Below are 19,722 nucleotides of genomic sequence, written 5' to 3'. Positions count from 1 at the left end.
CTATGGCATTTAAGATAGCCTCATCGCCTCACATAAAGCAGCCTTTACAGACTCATATAGTCATGCAAAGAGTCTTAATGTGCATGCTTCCTGGTGTTGCTGCACAAACTTATTTTTTTGGTTGGGGGGTATTTATTCAAATATTCATCGCTGTTTTAGTGGCTTTAGCCGCTGAAGCTGCTGTAATGAAAATAAGAGCACGTAGCATTAAACATGCTTTAACCGATTATAGTGCGGTTGTTACTGCGGTTTTATTAGCGGTTTCCATTCCATCTATGTCGCCTTGGTGGATTATTGTTATCGGTACTCTTTTTGCTATTTTGATTGTAAAACAACTCTATGGTGGCTTAGGAAACAATATATTTAACCCTGCTATGGCTGCATATATACTTTTGCTTGTTTCATTTCCAATGCAAATGACCAATTGGAACGCTCCATTGCCAGTAGCGCTGAATATACCGACTATCTTTGACACGCTACAAACCATACTTGGGGTTACTAAAAATTCAACCGAACATTGGCGCCAAGCATACGACGGTGTTGCTATGGCTACACCACTCGACAGCTTCAAAACGGGTCTTTCATTAGAATTGACAAGTAATGAAATACTAAAAGGTGTCGCATTCGATGGGCATCACAGTCTAGGTTGGTTTTGGATAAATATCGGGTACTTTCTTGGTGGGCTTGCCTTATTAAAACTAAAAATAATTCGCTGGCATATCACTGGCGGCATTTTATTGGCATTATTTATTTGCTCAAGTTTTAGTTTCCTATTGCAGCCAGATACGCATATATCTCCTGTTAATCAATTATTTTCTGGTGCAACTATGCTAGCGGCGTTTTTTATTGCAACTGATCCAGTTACAGCGGCAACTAGCCCAAAGGGAAGGTTGATTTTTGGGGCTTTGATCGGAATATGTGTCTATATAATAAGAAGTTTTGGTGGCTATCCAGACGCATTCGCTTTTGCCGTGCTTCTGGCCAATTTATCTGCACCATTGATCGATTATTATGTTCGTCCACGAAGTTATGGACATAGAGTCTGAAGGTAGGTTTGGTAGATGAATAACCCTATGATTAGAAATGGCTTGATTTTGGCAATATTTGCAATGGTTTGTACAGCTGCTGTCGCATTTATTGATAAACTTACGGCTGAACGCATCGCGGAGCAAAAACAAGCACAACGTCTTAAAGTGCTTCAACAAATAATACCAAAAGCACTTCACGACAATGATCTTACTGAGCACTGTACCTTAGTTTATGAGCCAGAAATATTAGGCAGCGAAGAAGCATTACCCGCGTTTATTGCGACAACAAACGGTAAACCAACAGCAATTGCTTTAGAAACCATCGCACCAAATGGTTACAACGGCGCAATTAAACTGATCATTGCCGTAAATAACAAAAATGAATTACTTGCCGTTCGCACACTTAACCATAATGAAACACCAGGGCTTGGCGATAAGATTATGTTATCAAAGTCGGATTGGGTTAATTTTTTTACAAATAAACCCATTGTAGAAGCGAATAAAAAAAGCTGGAAAGTGAAAAAAGATGGTGGAGAAATCGATCAGTTTTCTGGTGCAACCATCACTCCTAGAGCTTACGTGCAAGCCGTGTCAAAAGCTTCATTTTATCTCAGGAATAATTTTGACCGAATAAGTCGACAGAACCGTGCATGTGAGGATTCCAATGGTTAACTATAAAGACATCGCAATTCAGGGACTTTGGAAAAATAATCCTGGGCTAGTTCAATTACTTGGCCTTTGCCCCTTACTTGCCGTTACGGCAACTGTTACTAATGCAATTGGTTTAGGATTAGCTACGCTTATCGTTTTAGTATTTTCTAATGTTTTTGTTTCATTAGTGCGTACATTTATTCCAAAAGAAATTCGCATTCCTGTTTTTGTGATGATAATCGCTGCATTAGTGACCGCTGTTCAGCTCCTTATTAATGCTTATGCCTATGAACTTTATCTTTCTTTAGGCATTTTCTTACCTTTAATAGTAACCAACTGTGTCATTATTGGCAGAGCTGAAGCGTTTGCTTCCCGAAATAATGTTATATCATCTGCATTTGATGGCTTGATGATGGGTATCGGATTTACTCTTGTACTTGTTATCTTAGGGGGATTTAGAGAAATATTGAGTCAAGGCACTTTGCTTTCGGGTTCTGAGCAGCTTTTAGGCGATTGGGCTAAGAATTTAACCATTCAATTATGGCATTTAGATACTAGCTTTCTAATTGCAATGTTACCTCCTGGTGCATTTATTGGGATGGGTTTATTAATTGCATTCAAAAATGTTGTTGATAAAAAAATCGAAGAAGCCAAACCTGCCCCGCAAGTAGAAGAAGTAACACGTGCTCGTATCACCAAAGTCGGGTAATCAAGAATGAATAATAATAAGCGTCGGCAAATTTTAGAAAGACTTAGAGCAAATAACCCCAATCCAGAAACTGAGCTCAATTTTTCGAGCCCATTTGAGTTATTAGTAGCAGTCACCCTTTCAGCTCAAGCAACTGACGTTTCAGTGAATAAAGCAACTGATAAGCTTTTCCCTGTCGCTAATACCCCGCAATCTATTTATGATTTAGGTGTTGATGGGCTAAAGGAGTACATAAAGACTATTGGTCTTTATAACAATAAAGCCATTAACGTTATTAAGGCTTGTAAGATATTGATCGAAAAACACGATGGTAAAGTCCCTGAAAACCGCGAAGCACTTGAGTTTTTACCGGGAGTTGGAAGAAAAACAGCGAATGTAGTGTTAAATACTGCTTTTGGTTGGCCAACCATTGCTGTGGACACTCATATTTTTCGAGTTGGAAATCGAACGAGATTCGCTTCTGGAAAAAACGTAGATCAAGTCGAAGAAAAAATGCTAAAAGTGGTTCCTGCTGAATTTAAAGTTGATGTCCATCATTGGTTTATTCTTCATGGCAGATACACTTGTTTAGCTAGAAAGCCAAGGTGTGGAAGCTGTATTATTGAAGACTTGTGTGAATTCTCTGGAAAAGTATATCCTGATGAATAGTGCCAATTTCTAACAGAGATAGTTATTATACCAATATTACAGTAATTCAATGCTCAACTCAGAGCTAAGTACCTGTCGATAAGTTCTTTGATAATTATTGTGTTCAGGTTTAGCCTTATACAAGGCGCAATGTAGGGCGCATAGCCGTAGCTATGTAACATAAGTTGCAACACCATAGAGTGCTGAAACTAGGCACTAGAAAATCTTAAGAAACTTATGGTCAGGTACTTATGTATGTGCTCAAAGGGTAAGGCTAAAAGATTCCATTACTGCGTTACAAGCACTTGAATTATTAAGACAAAAGCACTAAGTGCGTTGAACACCAGTTTTATATGGCGGCCGTAGGGAATAAAGTACTTCGAGCTTGCGCTTTGCACTGAAACCCTTTAGCTCTTTCTGAGTGCTAGATTAATTACTGTATTGGTATTAATATAATTCAATTAAAATTTTGAGGTATTTATGGCTCAACTATTACATACAATGATCCGTGTAGGAAACTTAGATACAAGTATTGATTTTTACACTCGTGTATTAGGCATGAAGTTATTAAGAAAGTCAGAAAATACTGAATACAAATATACCCTTGCATTTGTTGGTTATGGCGAAGAGTCTAGCGGACAAGCTGTTATTGAGCTGACCTATAATTGGGGTACTGAAAGCTATGATCTTGGGTCTGGTTTCGGTCATTTAGCAATTGGTGTTAACGATATCTATTCGCAATGTGATGTGATTTCAGCCGCTGGCGGGAAGATAATTCGTGCCCCAGGTCCTGTTGCCGGTGGTTCAACTGAAATCGCATTTGTTGAAGATCCTGATGGATATAAAATTGAGCTGATTCAAATTAAAGCAATTACGGATGGTTTAGGTTAATTTACCCGTGATCATTGCCGTATTAGCTTATTTAAGTACGGCTAACCAATTATTAAATTCCTCATATAATTTGGTATACGTACCTGTTCGCAATAATTTTTTATTGTTTTAATAGATTCCATCCCTTCCAAAAACCAGCCTAAATCTCCACACATAGCTCCTGAACTCACAGTAGAATATATAACACCAAGTTCCTTTCTTAACGCACTGGTTCTTTTCATCTTCAGTGCCATGAATGCTTTAAGGTGTTCAGGGTTCTTTTTCAACTCCCTCTTTGTCTGTAAATCTAGAAACTGTGCGCCAGAACGCTCAACTGAGGCGCTCAGACTAGAAGAAATGACTCCCTTAGCATTTATAGTCAAAGAGCCAAGTTTTTCTTCAATACTCTTAGTTCCTCTGAAATAACCGGCTTCATCGTTGAGCTCTTGCGTAATGAATAGCTTCACCTCATTTTTGAAATCAGTTTTTCCACCGTATTCGATAGCTACAATGGGAGTATAACCTTGAATACAAAATTGCAGTTTATATGAGCATTCATCAGTTGTTAGTGGCGTGATACTGACATCAATCAAACTTCTTAATTCAAATGGTAAATACGCATATAAGGTTTTTAGTGCATGAAGCTTAAATTCAGCATCAATATAAACAGGTGTCACTTCAGGTGAAGCTAAATGTTCGATGCATCTAGATATTAAAGGTTTTTCTGAATCAGCAACTGATTGTAAAGCAACTGTTTTAAATCTATTAAATGAATTATTGAGCTCTTCTCTCTTGCAATAAATTCTAACTGGAGGCAAAACACCTTCAATTTCATATTGGTAGTAAGTACCTTTATGTATTTTCTTTCCAACAGTCTCTTTGATTGACGATACGTCTGATTTACTAAGCTGGCTTGTCAGGCACTTGGCCAATAAAGGAGCTGCGATTGAAGGGGTCAAACATTGGGTTGAATCATTGAGTAAAACATTTAAATTTGTTGCAAAATCCTGATCTTCCTTGAGTTGATTTACTATGCTTTTTTTCAATGAATCTTCAATAGATTGAACTTCATCTCCAGGTGAATATCGGAGTATGATTGGAGATTCTAAAGCTGTTATATTCAAAACGCACTCGTACGTTTTGTTATCTTCAAGAGGTTCTACATTTTCATAAAAATCTTTTTCGTGCAAAGATCCTGCTAAAGCCTTTAACTGCCTAAATGCCTTTATTTTAATTGCGGCATCTTCAACAGAGGATTCACTGTTTTTGTGATGTAACCGATATAAACATTTGCATGCGAGCTTTTTATCTGTGCCTCTTATCCAATTTTTGAATTTATCCCAAAGTCCCATTGAACAAGCTTCCTTTTCAGAAATGTCTTCTCGCTGTGTATGTCTAACACGTTCTGGACTAAGTTCGTACGCACCTTTTAAGCGATGGCCGCCTTGAATTAACATTCCCATGACTGCCCCCATAGGTTAAGAATATTCAGTCAAATAATTTACTTTTAATTAATGCTACTCCGATTATTTTCATCAACTTCAAATTCAAAGAGGAAAAACAAAATATAATGAATAATCCCTGCAATACTTTTAACTTTCAATGTTGTTAGCAGCACTAAGAATAGGTAACAATTGTAATACTTCCTTAGCACCAAAAACACTCATTGACCATTAATGTTTATTAACTTATTTAACTCTCTTTTGTAGTCATTGTTAAATCAAAATGCGAATAAGCTCTTTGAGTTGCCATGCGCCCTCTTGGGGTTCTTTGAATAAATCCCTGTTGTATTAAATAAGGTTCGATAACATCTTCGATTGTTTCTCTTTCTTCTCCTATTGCAGCAGCTAAGTTGTCAAGGCCAACAGGTCCACCATCAAATTTTTCAATGATTGCCAACAATAACTTACGATCCATGTAATCAAAACCTTCACTGTCTACATCAAGCAAGTTTAAAGCTAATGCTGAAGTTTTATCGGTTATTTTACCTTCATATTTTACTTCAGCATAATCTCTCACTCTTCGTAGCAATCGGTTTGCAATTCTAGGTGTTCCTCTTGAGCGTTTTGCAATTTCAAACGCACCTTCTACTGTTATATCTAAATCCATTACTTTTGCAGAACGAAGAACAATTGTAGTGAGGTCTTTATTGTTATAAAACTCTAATCTTAAAGGAATACCAAACCGTGCTCTTAAAGGAGATGTTAGTGCTCCCGCTCTCGTTGTTGCTCCGACTAATGTAAACGGAGGGAGTTCAAGCTTAATTGAACGAGCTGCTGGACCCTCGCCTATCATAATATCAAGTTGATAATCTTCCATTGCAGGATATAAAATTTCTTCAACTACAGGGCTTAATCGGTGAATTTCATCAATAAATAAAACATCGCCTTCTTCTAGATTTGTTAATAAAGCAGCCAAATCACCAGCTTTTTCTAACACGGGACCTGACGTTGATTTTATATTCACGCCCATCTCATTTGCGACAATTATTGCTAGAGTTGTTTTACCCAAACCTGGAGGGCCATAAATCAGCATATGATCTAAGGCTTCTTTTCGATTTCTTGCAGCTTGAATGAAAACCTTTAATTGTGTGCGTATATCGTCTTGGCCAGTATATTCGTCCAGCATTTTCGGACGCATTGCACGATCAATAACCTCTTCTTGAGGCTCTGGATGTGATTGAATTAATCTATCTGCTTCTATCATTTTTATCCCTTAACACAATTATCAAAGCATTGACTTCAATGCGGCTTTAATCAAGGTTTCAGAATCAATTCCATCCTGATATTCAGCTGATACGGCTTTACTTGCTTGAGTAGGCTTATAACCTAAGGCTAAAAGAGCGGCTATTGCATCTTCTTCTGCAGTATTTACATCGACTTTAGGCTTATAATCAGATTTGAGTACAAATTCTCGCTCTGTTCCTACTGAAGCTTCCATTAGACTTTGCAGTTTATCTCGCATTTCAACTAATAAGCGTTCTGCAGTTTTCTTTCCTACACCCGGTAACTTAACAAGAGTTGCAACATCATCATGCTCAACGCATGAAACAAACTCTGAGGCTGTCATTCCTGATAAAATAGTTAATGCGAGTTTCGGTCCTACCCCATTGGTTTTTATTAATAGTCTGAACAAGGCTCTTTCTTGCTTTGTAGTAAAACCATATAGAAGTTGGGCATCTTCCCGAACAATAAAGTGAGTATATAAACTTACCTGTTGTGAAAGTTCTGGTAGTTCATAAAAACATGTTAATGGCACTTGCACTTCGTACCCTACTCCTTGAACATCTATTAATATTTCCGGAGCTTGTTTTTCTACGAGTATTCCTGCAATTCTACCTATCATTTATATCGCCCATATGTTCTTGATTTTACATGTCCTGACATTGAAGCAAGACTCTGAATTGTATGAAAATGGCATAGCGCAACACCGAGCGCATCGGCTGCGTCTGCTTGTGGTGAGCTTGGAAGCTTTAATAGCTGTTGTACCATATGTTGAATTTGTGTTTTTTGAGCTCGACCCGTCCCAACTACAGCACTTTTTATTTGAGTCGCTGAATATTCAGCGACTGGTAGAGATGCGTTTGTTGCTGCAACAATGGCTGCACCACGTGCTTGCCCCAGTTTTAATGCAGAATCAGCATTTTTTGCCATAAAAACTCTTTCTATGGCAAATTCTTCTGGTTGGTATTGACGTATAATTTCAGATAAACCATCAAAAATTTGTTTTAACTTCGGAGCAAGCTCATCACCACTGGTTCGAATACAACCACTTCCCAGATATAATTGCTTGCGACCTCTACAGTCAATGATGCCGTAGCCAGTTATCCTCGAGCCGGGATCGATCCCTAAAATTATGGGCATAGTTTGCCTTAATCAAGTTGTTCCATTATTTCATCTGAAATTTCTGCATTATGATAAACGTCTTGTACATCATCATGTTCTTCTAACATATCAATGAGACGTAAAAACTTAGGCGCTGTAGCGGCATCAAGTTCAGATTTTGTGGATGCAATTAAAGTAATTTCATCATGCTCTGGTTCAAAACCACCAGCTTTTAATGCATCTTTTACAGTATAGAATTCAGTTGGAGTTGTAACCACATCGATACTTAAATCCTCATGAGTGATAACGTCTTCCGCACCGGCTTCAAGTGCTGCATCCATCAGAGTATCTTCATCAACATTACTTCCGAATGAGATAATACCTTGTTTATTAAATAAATATGATACAGAGCCATCAGTACCTAAGTTACCACCTGATTTATTAAATGCATGCCTAACACCAGTTACAGTCCGATTGCGATTATCCGTCATCGTTTCAACTAAAACAGCTGTCCCGCCTGGCCCATAGCCTTCATAAATAATAACTTCTAACTGCTGACCATCTAACTCACCGGCACCTCTTTTCACAGCACGTTCAATAGTATCTCGTGTCATATTACCTGCGAGCGCTTTTTCTATTGCTGTGCGAAGACGAGGATTAGAGTCCGGATCAGACCCTCCTTCTCTCGAAGAAACGGTTAACTCACGAATGAGTTTAGTGAATAACTTACCGCGTTTTGCGTCTTGGGCTGCTTTTCTGTGCTTAATGTTGGCCCATTTACTATGTCCTGCCATAACGACTCCTACCTAAAATAAAAAGCCGAGGAAAACCTCGGCTTTTTATATGACTAGAAATTATGTTTCTTTTTCAGACTCTTCAACAACGACTTCAACACCGAGTTCTTTAAGTTGAACAGGATTTGCAAAACCTGGTGCATCAGTGAGTGGACATGCGGCCGTTGTTGTTTTTGGGAAAGCCATCACATCACGAATGGATTGAGCACCGGTCATTAGCATGATTATGCGATCTAAACCAAATGCTAAACCTGCATGAGGTGGTGTTCCGTAACGCAGTGCTTCAAGTAAGAATCCAAACTTTTCTTCGGCTTCATCATCTGAAATGCTAAGAATTCTAAATACAGCAGCCTGCATGTTAGCGTCATGTATACGTACTGAGCCGCCGCCTAATTCACAACCATTTAGAACCATATCATAAGCATCTGAAATCTGATCTGCAGGATTTGCTTCTAGTTCTTCAGGAGTAATACCACGTGGCGCTGTAAATGGATGATGTACAGCATGTAATCCACCAGCTGCTTTTTCAAACATTGGGAAATCAACAACCCAAAGAGGACGCCATTCACCACTTAGTAATTCAAAATCTTCACCAGCTTTAATTCGCAAAGCTCCCATGGACTCAGCAACTACGTTCGCTTTATCTGCGCCAAATAATATAATGTCGCCCGCTTCAGCTTGTGTGCGTTTAATAATGCGATTTACAATGTCTTCGTTTAAGAATTTAAGCACTGGTGATTGAATACCATCAAGGCCTGCACTCAAGTCATTGACCTTCATCCAAGCAAGGCCTTTAGCTCCATAGATGTTGACGTATTTTGTGTAATTATCAATTTGTTTGCGTGAAAGTGATGCCCCAGTAGGGATTCTTAATGCTGTAACACGGCCTTCCACATCATTTGCAGGTCCACTAAATACTGCAAATTCGACACTTTTTACTAAATCAGCAACATCTACTAATTCAAGTGGATTACGTAAGTCAGGTTTATCAGAACCATAACGAAGCATCGCTTCTTGATAACTCATTCGAGGAAACTCACCTAACTCTACGCCAAGCAATTCAGTAAATAATCCTCGAACCATTTCTTCAGTCTTAGCCATCACCTGCTCAGCAGACATAAAGGATGTTTCAATATCAATTTGAGTAAACTCAGGCTGTCGATCTGCACGTAAATCTTCATCACGGAAACATTTTACGATTTGATAATAACGATCAAAACCAGACATCATTAGCAATTGTTTAAAGATTTGCGGTGATTGAGGTAACGCAAAAAATTGGCCTTTATAAGTACGACTAGGCACTAAATAATCACGAGCACCTTCTGGTGTTGCTTTGGTGAGGATAGGTGTTTCTATATCTAAAAAACCATTTTCGTCCAAAAATCGACGAACGAAACTACTCACCTTTGAACGAAAAACTAAACGCTCTGCCATTTCGGGGCGACGTAAGTCTAAATAGCGATATTTAAGACGCTGTTCTTCGCTGTTATTTTGATGATCATCCATACTAAGAGGTAGAGGTTTTGATTTGTTGATAATCATTAGCTCTTTACCTAACACTTCAATTTCACCGGTTTTCATACCAGAATTGACTTGACTATCAGGTCTTGCACGAACCAACCCTTTAACTTGAACACAAAACTCTGCTCGTAAGGTGCTGGCAATTTCAAATGATTCTTTTAAATCTGGATCATAAACGACCTGAACGATACCTTCACGGTCTCTTAAATCTAAAAATACAACACCACCAAGATCGCGGCTACGATTAACCCAACCCACTAGCGTGACTTCTTGGCCTACGTGAGATTTGTTCACGTCTCCACAATAATGACTGCGCATTTATTTTATACCCTTAGTTCGAATAATTTTATTTAGAATATTACGAGTTATATACCCGAGAAATGCCGACATTATAGATAATTAATGCGCACAACCAAAGCAATAAACAATCAGAAGCTGAACTATCGACCATTTCCAAAGCATCGTGGCAATATACAACAACAGACTTTGTTTGCTTTTCATCCAAAATTCATTTAAACGAATTAGAGTTATACCAATTACTGTGATTGGTATTAACTTGTCATGTAGCTATTTTCATCATTGCCTTTAGTAAGCTGCATTAACTTATCTGCTTGTTTTAACAATTCAATCGGACTGTCTGCGTCCATCGGATAGAAAGCAATTCCTATACTCGCTGACACATTTATTTCAGGTACCTTTGCTTCTACCACTCTAGCTATAGCTGCAAGGGCATTTTCAGCTACTTGGCAGACTGCATCAAATTCTTGTGCTCGATTAAGGATGATGACAAATTCATCTCCACCGAACCTAGCCAAGGTATCAGATCTTCTTATCGTGCCCGCTATAGCATTGGCGCAACCAATGAGTAATTCATCGCCAGAATTATACCCTCGTGTATCGTTTACCAACTTAAAATTATCTAAGCTGATAAACATCACCGCAAAACGTGTTTGCTCTCTACTATGAGTCAATACCGCAGATGTTAAACGATCATCAAGTAACCTACGATTTAATAATCCCGTTAAATTGTCATGTGAATTCATGTATTGTATTTGTTGTTCAATTTTTTGTCTTCTTGTGACTTCTGCTTGTAAGCGTTTATTAGACAACCAATAAATAAAAAAGCTAATAGCTGAAATAGCAAAAGCGATGGAGACATAAATTAACCAGTTACGATATTTATGATTGTTGTTAGTGATTGCTTTAGGTGTCCAACGTTTATAAAACAATTGCTTTTCTTCTTGGGTAACTTGCCTTAATACGCTGTCTACCATTGGAATTAAATACTTAAGCTTATGGTTAAAACCCAAATGACTCTGCTGAGTACCAAGTTCCGGTAGCATAGATAAATTTAAATCGTAGTGTTTAGACTCATTTAATAAATGTGATAAAGTCATTAGATTATCAATGAAAATATCTGCATCATCATTGGCAACAGCATTAACACCAGATTGACTATCTGGTACTAAAATTAACTTTATATTGGGTTCAATTAACATTATTCTATTCGGTAAATCATAGCCTTCGACAACCGCAACTCTTAACTCTGCGAGTTGATCTAAACGAAACAACCCCGCATGTTCAATACTTGAAACTAATGCCCAAAATGACGGCCAGTATGGTTGACTAAATAAAATAGAATCCTGTCTAGTTTCAGTCGATGCCATGCTACCAGCAAAGTCAATATGACCCTTTTCTAAGGCTGAATATAAAGATTGCCAATCATCAAAGCTTATTGGCTCAATATTGAGCTTTAATTGTTTCTCAATAAGATCAACAACTTCACTATTAACTCCCGAAAATAAACCTGACTTATTAGTGAACTCCATAGGAGCCCAGCTATTTAAGTATCCGAATTTCAGCGGTGAAAGCTTATTTAAATAATCAAATTGCTCAGATGATAGAGGTAATGTCGTTTCAGTTTCAAAAAAGACACGATCAGATGAATTTAATATCCACTTATTCTCAAGTGCCGATAATTCTTTATGTCCTATTTTATTAAAGCCATCAATAATACTGTAATTAAGGCCAATATTTTTTTCTTGAATCAAACTATGTACAGCGTCTACGTATTCAATATTAGGCTCCTGAAAAAAATCAGCCCAAACTTTCAGTTTCAATAATTGATGTTGTGCCCACGCCGCTGGTGCAATGAAACCTCGAATTTCATTGTTTTCACTGCTTTGTATCATTTCTTGAATAGAATTAAACTCTGTAATCGTGATCTTCGGGAACTGCCTTTTGATTATTTCTAAATAATTAGAAGTGCTTAAAACTCCTACAGATAAGTTATTAATGTCTTGCATTTTTTTTAAAGGTTTTTTGTAGGCAAAAAACCTATGCTTTACATTAAACAACCTCCAAGAGTGCATTAAGGATTCGGGAAGTTCATCACTACTTGTATTTGAAAGGGCAATTTCAACTTGCCCATTTTGAAGAGCCTCTCTACCATCAGGTGCGTCAAAGAAAATAAAGTTGACATCTTTACCTACTTTTTGTCCCCATGAGCGCCACATATCAACAAGCATACCATGAGGTAGACCATCAGCACCTATATCGGAGTATGGATTGTTATCTTTAACAAGAGCAATGCTGATACCTGAAGCTCGACTTTCATTACCCAGCCAGTGTTGCTGTAATTGTTCGATTCTTGTATTAGGAATACGGTTAAAACCATTTTTAATTTTTTGTAATAATTTAACGTTATTTGCCCTAACTACGGGGTGAAGATTAACTTCGCTAATAACTAAACGAGATTCTAAGGGATACAAACTTGTAACATTTTCTTCTCGCTCTCGTTTGCGTAAGAACCCTTCCATTCCCGCAAAAACTAATATCTCTCCCTTAATTGCTGCATTTAATAAATCACTCCGGGATAAAAACTCTTTATACGAAAATTTTACACCAACCCCATCGAGTTTGCCTTTGTGTGCAGAGCCTTTAACAATACCTATTTGATAAGGTGCGAGTTGTTCGATTTTATTTTTATTTGCGAGAGACTGATGTAAATAAAGATGGGTAGTAACATTGACGATTTTCGGGCCGAATATAAAGTCAGACTTTCGTTCTTCAGTCATCGCCATACCAGCATGAATATCTGCTGTTCCATCTTTAACTGCATCCAGTGATGGCTGCCATTTTAATAGTTTGAACTCAACTTTTCGATTATTTACTTTAGACCACTCTTTCCACAAATCAATCAATAAACCGTTAGGGTTGCCTTGCTCGCTTTTATATTGGTATGGAAAACTTTCAGCACTTACCGCGATAGTAAGAGGAGTTTCTTCTGAATTCACATTGAAGGATAAAAAACTAAAAAAGATATAAAACACAGTTAAAAGATATGATTTCAAGGCCGTTCCTTAGCACACGAGCACATGTAACAAAAATGTTTACAGTTTGTATTAGACAAGATTTCTCAACAAATATCCAGTCACTCCCTTGCTGAATTTGCATTAGGTTCGTTAAAATGCGTTATTGATTTACAAAAGAATCTACTTAAATGACCCCCAAGCAAGACACTATCTATGCAGAACCTAATCAGCAAATAGACAAATTTAGTTTCGACGTGAATGTTGCTGGTGTATTTGATGACATGATAAAACGTTCTATTCCTGGCTACTCGACAATCATTCAAACAATTGGTGACATGGCTTACAAGTTCGTCAAACCTGAAACTAACGTTTATGATCTTGGCTGCTCTTTAGGTACTGCGACAATAAGTTTACGTCGTAATATTCAACACCCAAATTCCCGTATCATTGCCGTTGATAGTAGCCAGTCAATGATCGAACGATGCTATGAAAACATAAACGCTTACAAAAGTAGTACTGAAGTTGAACTTATTTGCTGTGATATTCGTGACGTGGATATCAACAACGCTTCAATGGTCGTCCTAAATTTCACTCTTCAATTTTTAGATCCGAGTGATCGTAGAGCATTAATTCAAAAAATCTATAACGGACTAAATCCTGGTGGGGTATTAGTGCTATCAGAAAAATTGAAATTTAATGACGAGATAATACAGCAACATTTAGATTCTCAACATTTGGATTTTAAGCGTGCAAATGGTTACAGCGAACTCGAAATCAGCCAAAAAAGAACCGCGCTTGAAGATGTCATGCGAACAGACACGCTTGAAACACATCAGCAACGCATGAATGAATGTGGCTTTCAACATTTTAATATTTGGTTTCAGTGTTTTAACTTTGCTTCAATGGTGGCAATTAAGTGATTAACTTCAGCTCTTTTTATCAGCAAATTTCTGATTCAAACCTTCAGCATTGGCTTGAAACTGTGCCTAGTTTACTTGGCAAATGGCAACGAAATAATAAACATGGAAACCTTCCTAAATGGGAAAAGATACTCAATAAGTTGCATTACCCAGTTCCTGACACTCTTAATTTTAATGATAAAGTTGAAATTGGAAGCGGAGAGCAGCTTAGCGATGGACAACGAGAAAAGTTGCATAATCTGCTACAACTGCTTCACCCTTGGCGTAAAGGGCCCTTTCATATACATGGTATTCATATTGACACAGAATGGCGTAGTGATTGGAAATGGGAACGTATCGCTCCACACCTTTCGCCAGTAGCGAACAGAACGGTGCTTGATGTCGGTTGCGGCAGTGGTTATCACATGTGGCGAATGCTCGGCTGCGGTGCTAAACGTGTAGTTGGGATTGACCCGTCTGTATTATTTTTATGCCAATTCGAAGCGGTAAAACGCATTGCAGGTGCTGAACTACCAATCCACCTATTACCTTTGGGTATAGAAGAGTTACCACCACTTGATGCTTTTGATACTGTGTTTTCGATGGGAGTTTTGTATCATCGTCGCTCACCCATTGATCATATTTTACAACTACGTGATCAACTGAGAACTGGTGGAGAGTTAGTTTTAGAAACATTGGTTATTGATGGTGATGAAAACTCATCATTAGTTCCGGCTGATAGATACGGAAAAATGAGTAATGTTTGGTTCTTGCCTTCTGTTGCAACACTTATTCGTTGGTTAGAAAAGTGTGATTTTATTAATGTACGATGTGTAGACGAAGACATAACATCACTCGCTGAGCAAAGACGCACTGATTGGATGCGGAATGAGTCTCTTGTTGACTACCTCGATCCAAATGATATAACCAAAACAGTTGAAGGCTACCCTGCTCCGAAGAGAGCAACGATAATTGCCGTTAAAAATCAGCCAAACTCTGATTTACTTTAACAAAACATCCATTTAGTCTATGAATCTACGCGCTTATCATAAAGCTACTTTTACTTAGTCACTTCGTGAAGGGCGTGTATTCATTTCTTCAGAGTAATCGAGATGTAATCAATGTTAAATTTATTAAAGGTGTTATGTGTTGAAGTGTAGCTTACATATAAAAATGATCTTCAGATTGACAGCACTGGTGTTTTTTTCAACCATTGCATCAGCCAAAACCGCACCTGTTGATTTTATCACTGCCCAATGCCTCAATATTCAACCTATTAATATAATTAATAGCAAAGGATTAGATAATACTCTACATCATTTTGAGCAACAAAATCTCACGATTAATAATATCAATGACAATATCAATTATTTTCTACATAACAAGTTAAATCACGACGATAAAGCATCACTAATAAACTGCCAAATCAGATTGAGCGACATTTGGAATCAATTCTTATTAAATGACAGTACACAGCAATTTTTGTTGCAATTGAAAGGCTCTTCTCATCGTTCTTACCGTCAACTTGCAACACAAATTGAAAATTCAATATTGCATCAACTAACAGAAACTCAAAAAGCGAAATTAAGAACCTACGAATCGGTATTTCGCAGTGAGTTTTTGGCATTAAAACCACGATTAATAATTCATGACATTAATTGTAAGCTAGATCCTTCATTACAGGAAAAACAAGAAGATGAATTGGAAATCACCATAGCCCGATACCTTTTGAGGCAGCCAAATAACTCATGTAGAAAAGCAGTATGGGAAACGTATTACCAAAGAGACATGTTGAAGCGTCCACTTCTTGAAGTTGTTGACTTACGCCAGCATCAGGCCACATCAAAAGGGTTTGATGATTTTTCCCAACTTAAATTGGCAAATAATTATTTGAATAGCCCCGAACTAGTCGAACAATTTCTAACTCATTTTTCAGATTCTTTAGATATTGCACCTTGGAGTATTGGTCGAGAATTACAGGCTATTTCTGAGCAAAACTTTAAGCCAATTAGTACCCATTCACTTTTAACAGAAAGCTTCACAAAATTTCAAAAATTAGGATTAAAATTCGAGGAGATAAACGCTGAACTTTACCGAGTGTGGTTACATAATCGCTTACTCGGTGATATTACAATTAACCTTTCCAATAAACACACAAAAATTTATAGTAAAACAATACGCTACCCTATCGTTGGTTATCAATTCGGACAAGCAAGCTTATCATCGCCCACTGAATTAAAAAGTTTCCGTAAAGTAGATAATTTTGTACAACGACTATCAAAAATTGTTGCAGCGTTTAGTGATGCTTCACCAAATTATTTAACCAGTAAATCATTAAATAACAATGACTACAGTAAAATTAGTGATAAATGGTTAGCAGAGTATTTAGTCGATCAACTTGAAATTAAAGGCTTAGGTTCATACCCAAGGCTATTACTTGCAAACCAATATCTTGAACAACTCGAAATACTTCGTGCAAAAGTGGCATTAAACCTTTATCGAAAAAATCATTTGCAATCTGATGTTGATGCACTTTTTCAAGCCCATTTTGGTTCAGCGCTTTCTTCGAACGTTTCATTCCCACTCAGTTTTAACGGCATCATAGAACAGGGACCCATGTATTATCAAAAGCTATGGCAAAAAAAAGTAGGCGGATATTTATACAGACAAAGTAAAAGTCAGCAAAATAACAATCTATTTTTTGACATATTGGTAGTCAATGAAAACAGGTTTTCATTTCAACAACAAGTTGAGAAAATATTAAAAATAGATATTTCACCATCCGAATTAATCGATGATGTATATTTATCTTTCGAAACACATTAGCCTACTTTCACATAAGCCACCTAAAACTGAGTAAAACAAATATTTTTTGGATATCATCTTTAACTACTTGTTAATTATACCAATCTGCACTCAATTACGTTCTACTCATTGCTCAATCAACGGGCAAAATACAAGCGTAATTGGTGAAGTCATAGCTGTTCTACGGTAACCGTGCAGTAAACCCCATCTTTTCAGAGTAAAAACCATCCCTTAAAATCTTTGCCACTTTTCAACTATTGAGACGCGGCATGACAAACCGAAAAACACCTGAACAGTGGCAAGCTCTGGTAAGGCAGCAAAGCGAAAGTGAATTAACCGTTACCGCTTTTTGCCGCAAGTATAAGTTGGCCATCAGTTGCTTTTACACTCACAAAAAAAAATCGAAGCAACAATCAAGTTTTACTCAAGCCGTTGTTACTACTGCATCAGCTCCCCCCATTCCAGCTCAACAGCCAGTGATCAAACTTGAAACCAAGATAGGTGATTTAATTTTCCCTGCTCAAATACCTCCTCAAATTATTATCGATGTCATCAAAGGATTGCAATCATGATTATGTTTCAACAATTGCCCAATGTGTATTTATACCGTGACTTCATTGATTTTCGTAAATCGATTAATGGGTTAAGCGCCGTTGTTGAACAACAAATGGAATTGCCTTCTACCGATGGCAGCGTGTTTGTGTTCTGCAACAAAAACCGAGATAAACTTAAAATCCTTTATTGGGATAAAACAGGTTTTGCGCTTTGGTATAAACAACTGGAAAGAGACAAGTTCAAGTGGCCAGCCAAGATTGATACCGAGCAGATGGTGCTTTCTGAGCAGCAATTTCACTGGTTACTTTCAGGTTACGATGTCGTTGGTCATCAACAAGTTTTTGTTGAAAGTTATTGTTGATTGATCGCTAAAACGGATGTTGATTTCATTAATTAGATCACTGATATCGCCTATTATCATTTGGTTTTTGGTAAAATAATGCCATGACCAAAAGTATCCAATCTTTACTCGACGACAACGCCTTACTCCAACAATTACTGTTGAAGCAACAGGCTTTGCTTGAGAGTAAGGACAGTGAAATTGCAGAGTTAAATCAATCATATCAAACCTTACTGGAGCAATTTCGTTTAGCTCAGCATCATCGCTTTGGTCGAAGCAGTGAAGTTTGTGAGGCTCAAGGTGAATTGTTTAATGAAGCTGAAACTCTGGTTGAAGACGATATTTTAGAAGCTGATACCACACCTGAGCGAGAAACCACTCCGCCAAAGACAAAAGAAAAGCCTAAACGCAAACCATTACCTAAACACTTACCACGTGTTCAAGTGATCCATGACATTGATGAAGCAGACAAACAGTGTGACTGTTGCGGTCATCAGCTTCAACAAATGGGCAAGGATGTCAGTGAAAAACTGGAGTTTATCCCTGCTAAAGTTAAAGTTATAGAAAATATTCGCTTAAAGTACAGCTGCCAGCATTGTGAGAAAAGCGGTACTCAACCCAACATCAAGCAAGCATCTGTGCCTAGCAGTCCAATACCAAAAGGTTATGCTACGCCGAGTTTGCTCAGTCAAATTATCACCAGTAAATATCAATATGCCTTACCGCTTTATCGACAAGAAACCATGTTCAAACAACATGGTATTGAAATCAGTCGACGCACCATGTCGGACTGGATGATGAAATGCGGTGCGTTATTTAAACCCTTGCATCAACGGTTGAGAGAAATACAGCTTTCACAACCCGTGATTCAGGCAGATGAAACTACAGTAAAAGTCATCAATGATGAACGAGCGAAATCGTATATTTGGGTGTATTGCTCAGGTGCTGATTCACCAGCATCGAGTAATATGGCATTTAAAGGCGTTTCCATCATGCGTAATATCGTGCTGTTTGATTATCAAAATGGCAGTCGCTCCGGTGCTTGTCCATTGATGTTCTTGGGGGATTTTAATGGTTACCTGCAAACTGACGGCTATGCGGCTTATCAAAAGGTTAACGCTGAGCTTGTCGGTTGCTGGGCGCATGCAAGAAGAAAGTTTATTGAAGCTCAGACAGCGCAAGGGAAAACCAAAGTTGGTAAGGTCAATGTCGCCATCAGTTTCATTCAAAAACTGTATGCAATAGAGAAAAACATTGCTGACTTATCTGTTGATGAAAAAATGAAAAAAAGACAAATTAAGTCCGAACCTATCTTGGCAGATTTTAAAGCTTGGCTGGATAAGTCAGCACTGCAAGTATCAAGTAAAGGCAAACTAGGTGAAGCCATTACTTACAGCTTAAATCAGTGGAGTAAATTAAAACGCTACACAGAAAGCGGCTTGTTGAATATCGATAATAATCGTGCCGAACGAGCAGTAAAACCGTTCGTCATCGGCAGAAAAAATTGGTTGTTCAACATCAATCACAAAGGTGCTGAAACCAGCGCCATGCTCTACAGCATAATCGAAACTGCAAAAGCTAACGGTCTAATTCCTTTTGATTACATCAATCATTGCTTAGAAGAACTCGCAAAATCACCGATCGAGCTTGAAAGCTTGCTGCCATGGAATGTTAAGCTGGGCTAGATGTAGTTCAGCGGACGTTTACGTTCTACGTCAAGCCAATTAGGAATGTAGTTTGGTCACTGATGAGCTTCCAAAGGGCAAGAAGAAAGGCGTCCATTAC

General features: G+C 37.9%; 18 protein-coding genes. 11 read left to right on the top strand and 7 right to left on the bottom strand.

Features of this window, described 5'->3' with window-relative positions; translation table 11 throughout:
* Positions 1-2 precede the first annotated feature (2 nt).
* The 5 genes from rsxD (at position 3) to gloA (ending at position 3,906) form a co-directional block, all read left to right on the top strand.
* Positions 3-1,046 carry an electron transport complex subunit RsxD gene (rsxD, locus tag E2I05_RS09530; RefSeq protein WP_121853638.1) on the top strand — a complete coding sequence of 348 codons (1,044 nt, stop codon included), beginning with the start codon at positions 3-5 and terminating at the stop codon, positions 1,044-1,046.
* Positions 1,047-1,061: 15 nt separating this feature from the next.
* On the top strand, positions 1,062-1,700 hold the full coding sequence (gene rsxG, locus E2I05_RS09525) for an electron transport complex subunit RsxG (protein ID WP_121853637.1): 639 nt from the start codon (positions 1,062-1,064) through the stop codon (positions 1,698-1,700).
* Positions 1,693-2,388, top strand: coding sequence for an electron transport complex subunit E (locus tag E2I05_RS09520; RefSeq protein ID WP_133309595.1), 696 nt, complete (start codon positions 1,693-1,695; stop codon positions 2,386-2,388). Before rsxG ends, E2I05_RS09520 begins: the two co-directional genes overlap by 8 nt.
* Before the next feature lie 6 nt (positions 2,389-2,394).
* On the top strand, positions 2,395-3,036 hold the full coding sequence (gene nth, locus E2I05_RS09515; RefSeq protein ID WP_121853635.1) for an endonuclease III: 642 nt from the start codon (positions 2,395-2,397) through the stop codon (positions 3,034-3,036).
* A 459-nt stretch (positions 3,037-3,495) separates the two neighbouring features.
* On the top strand, positions 3,496-3,906 hold the full coding sequence (gene gloA / locus E2I05_RS09510; RefSeq protein WP_121853634.1) for a lactoylglutathione lyase: 411 nt from the start codon (positions 3,496-3,498) through the stop codon (positions 3,904-3,906).
* Positions 3,907-3,947: 41 nt separating this feature from the next.
* On the opposite strand, the gene E2I05_RS09505 is transcribed toward gloA, so the two are convergent.
* From E2I05_RS09505 to E2I05_RS09475, 7 genes are all read right to left on the bottom strand, one after another.
* Positions 3,948-5,348, bottom strand: a complete 1,401-nt coding sequence (locus E2I05_RS09505; protein WP_121853633.1) for a hypothetical protein — start codon at positions 5,346-5,348, stop codon at positions 3,948-3,950.
* Positions 5,349-5,577: 229 nt separating this feature from the next.
* Positions 5,578-6,591, bottom strand: a complete 1,014-nt coding sequence (gene ruvB, locus E2I05_RS09500) for a Holliday junction branch migration DNA helicase RuvB (RefSeq protein ID WP_121853632.1) — start codon at positions 6,589-6,591, stop codon at positions 5,578-5,580.
* 21 nt (positions 6,592-6,612) lie between these two features.
* Positions 6,613-7,230, bottom strand: coding sequence for a Holliday junction branch migration protein RuvA (gene ruvA / locus E2I05_RS09495; protein WP_121853631.1), 618 nt, complete (start codon positions 7,228-7,230; stop codon positions 6,613-6,615).
* A complete protein-coding gene (gene ruvC, locus E2I05_RS09490; RefSeq protein WP_121853630.1) occupies positions 7,227-7,748 on the bottom strand; it encodes a crossover junction endodeoxyribonuclease RuvC in 522 nt (173 codons plus the stop codon). Before ruvC ends, ruvA begins: the two co-directional genes overlap by 4 nt.
* Before the next feature lie 8 nt (positions 7,749-7,756).
* Complete coding sequence (locus E2I05_RS09485; protein ID WP_121853629.1) at positions 7,757-8,503, bottom strand: YebC/PmpR family DNA-binding transcriptional regulator; 747 nt, start codon at positions 8,501-8,503, stop codon at positions 7,757-7,759.
* 60 nt (positions 8,504-8,563) lie between these two features.
* Positions 8,564-10,342, bottom strand: a complete 1,779-nt coding sequence (aspS, locus tag E2I05_RS09480) for an aspartate--tRNA ligase (protein ID WP_121853628.1) — start codon at positions 10,340-10,342, stop codon at positions 8,564-8,566.
* A 233-nt stretch (positions 10,343-10,575) separates the two neighbouring features.
* Positions 10,576-13,320, bottom strand: coding sequence for a transporter substrate-binding domain-containing protein (locus tag E2I05_RS09475; protein ID WP_244935431.1), 2,745 nt, complete (start codon positions 13,318-13,320; stop codon positions 10,576-10,578).
* Between the two features lie 206 nt (positions 13,321-13,526).
* Between E2I05_RS09475 and cmoA the strand changes: the two genes are divergently transcribed.
* The 6 genes from cmoA to tnpC all read left to right on the top strand — a co-directional run bounded on the left by cmoA (position 13,527) and on the right by tnpC (position 19,622).
* On the top strand, positions 13,527-14,258 hold the full coding sequence (gene cmoA / locus E2I05_RS09470; protein WP_121855159.1) for a carboxy-S-adenosyl-L-methionine synthase CmoA: 732 nt from the start codon (positions 13,527-13,529) through the stop codon (positions 14,256-14,258).
* Positions 14,255-15,247 carry a tRNA 5-methoxyuridine(34)/uridine 5-oxyacetic acid(34) synthase CmoB gene (cmoB, locus tag E2I05_RS09465; protein ID WP_121855158.1) on the top strand — a complete coding sequence of 331 codons (993 nt, stop codon included), beginning with the start codon at positions 14,255-14,257 and terminating at the stop codon, positions 15,245-15,247. The genes cmoA and cmoB overlap by 4 nt, the downstream gene beginning before the upstream one ends.
* A gap of 139 nt (positions 15,248-15,386) precedes the next feature.
* Positions 15,387-17,063 carry a gluzincin family metallopeptidase gene (locus E2I05_RS09460; RefSeq protein ID WP_133372225.1) on the top strand — a complete coding sequence of 559 codons (1,677 nt, stop codon included), beginning with the start codon at positions 15,387-15,389 and terminating at the stop codon, positions 17,061-17,063.
* A 248-nt stretch (positions 17,064-17,311) separates the two neighbouring features.
* Positions 17,312-17,614, top strand: a complete 303-nt coding sequence (gene tnpA / locus E2I05_RS09455) for an IS66 family insertion sequence element accessory protein TnpA (protein ID WP_133309533.1) — start codon at positions 17,312-17,314, stop codon at positions 17,612-17,614.
* A complete protein-coding gene (tnpB, locus tag E2I05_RS09450) occupies positions 17,611-17,958 on the top strand; it encodes an IS66 family insertion sequence element accessory protein TnpB (protein WP_133309592.1) in 348 nt (115 codons plus the stop codon). The genes tnpA and tnpB overlap by 4 nt, the downstream gene beginning before the upstream one ends.
* 83 nt (positions 17,959-18,041) lie before the next feature.
* Positions 18,042-19,622: an IS66 family transposase gene (tnpC, locus tag E2I05_RS09445; protein WP_133309591.1), complete on the top strand. Its 1,581-nt coding sequence runs from the start codon at positions 18,042-18,044 to the stop codon at positions 19,620-19,622.
* Positions 19,623-19,722 lie beyond the last annotated feature (100 nt).

It is taken from the genome of Parashewanella spongiae, assembly GCF_004358345.1.
In the GTDB taxonomy this organism is placed as follows: Bacteria; Pseudomonadota; Gammaproteobacteria; order Enterobacterales; family Shewanellaceae; genus Parashewanella; species Parashewanella spongiae.
This window is presented reverse-complemented; position numbering and strand designations above follow the sequence as displayed.

Bases quoted from the DNA above. Each gene is read 5' to 3' on its own strand.
- rsxD (WP_121853638.1), top strand. From the start codon at position 3: ATGGCATTTAAGATAGCCTCATCGCCTCACATAAAGCAGCCTTTACAG.
- rsxG (WP_121853637.1), top strand. From the start codon at position 1,062: ATGAATAACCCTATGATTAGAAATGGCTTGATTTTGGCAATATTTGCA.
- E2I05_RS09520 (WP_133309595.1), top strand. From the start codon at position 1,693: ATGGTTAACTATAAAGACATCGCAATTCAGGGACTTTGGAAAAATAAT.
- nth (WP_121853635.1), top strand. From the start codon at position 2,395: ATGAATAATAATAAGCGTCGGCAAATTTTAGAAAGACTTAGAGCAAAT.
- gloA (WP_121853634.1), top strand. From the start codon at position 3,496: ATGGCTCAACTATTACATACAATGATCCGTGTAGGAAACTTAGATACA.
- E2I05_RS09505 (WP_121853633.1), bottom strand. From the start codon at position 5,348: ATGGGAATGTTAATTCAAGGCGGCCATCGCTTAAAAGGTGCGTACGAA.
- ruvB (WP_121853632.1), bottom strand. From the start codon at position 6,591: ATGATAGAAGCAGATAGATTAATTCAATCACATCCAGAGCCTCAAGAA.
- ruvA (WP_121853631.1), bottom strand. From the start codon at position 7,230: ATGATAGGTAGAATTGCAGGAATACTCGTAGAAAAACAAGCTCCGGAA.
- ruvC (WP_121853630.1), bottom strand. From the start codon at position 7,748: ATGCCCATAATTTTAGGGATCGATCCCGGCTCGAGGATAACTGGCTAC.
- E2I05_RS09485 (WP_121853629.1), bottom strand. From the start codon at position 8,503: ATGGCAGGACATAGTAAATGGGCCAACATTAAGCACAGAAAAGCAGCC.
- aspS (WP_121853628.1), bottom strand. From the start codon at position 10,342: ATGCGCAGTCATTATTGTGGAGACGTGAACAAATCTCACGTAGGCCAA.
- cmoA (WP_121855159.1), top strand. From the start codon at position 13,527: ATGACCCCCAAGCAAGACACTATCTATGCAGAACCTAATCAGCAAATA.
- tnpA (WP_133309533.1), top strand. From the start codon at position 17,312: ATGACAAACCGAAAAACACCTGAACAGTGGCAAGCTCTGGTAAGGCAG.
- tnpB (WP_133309592.1), top strand. From the start codon at position 17,611: ATGATTATGTTTCAACAATTGCCCAATGTGTATTTATACCGTGACTTC.
- tnpC (WP_133309591.1), top strand. From the start codon at position 18,042: ATGACCAAAAGTATCCAATCTTTACTCGACGACAACGCCTTACTCCAA.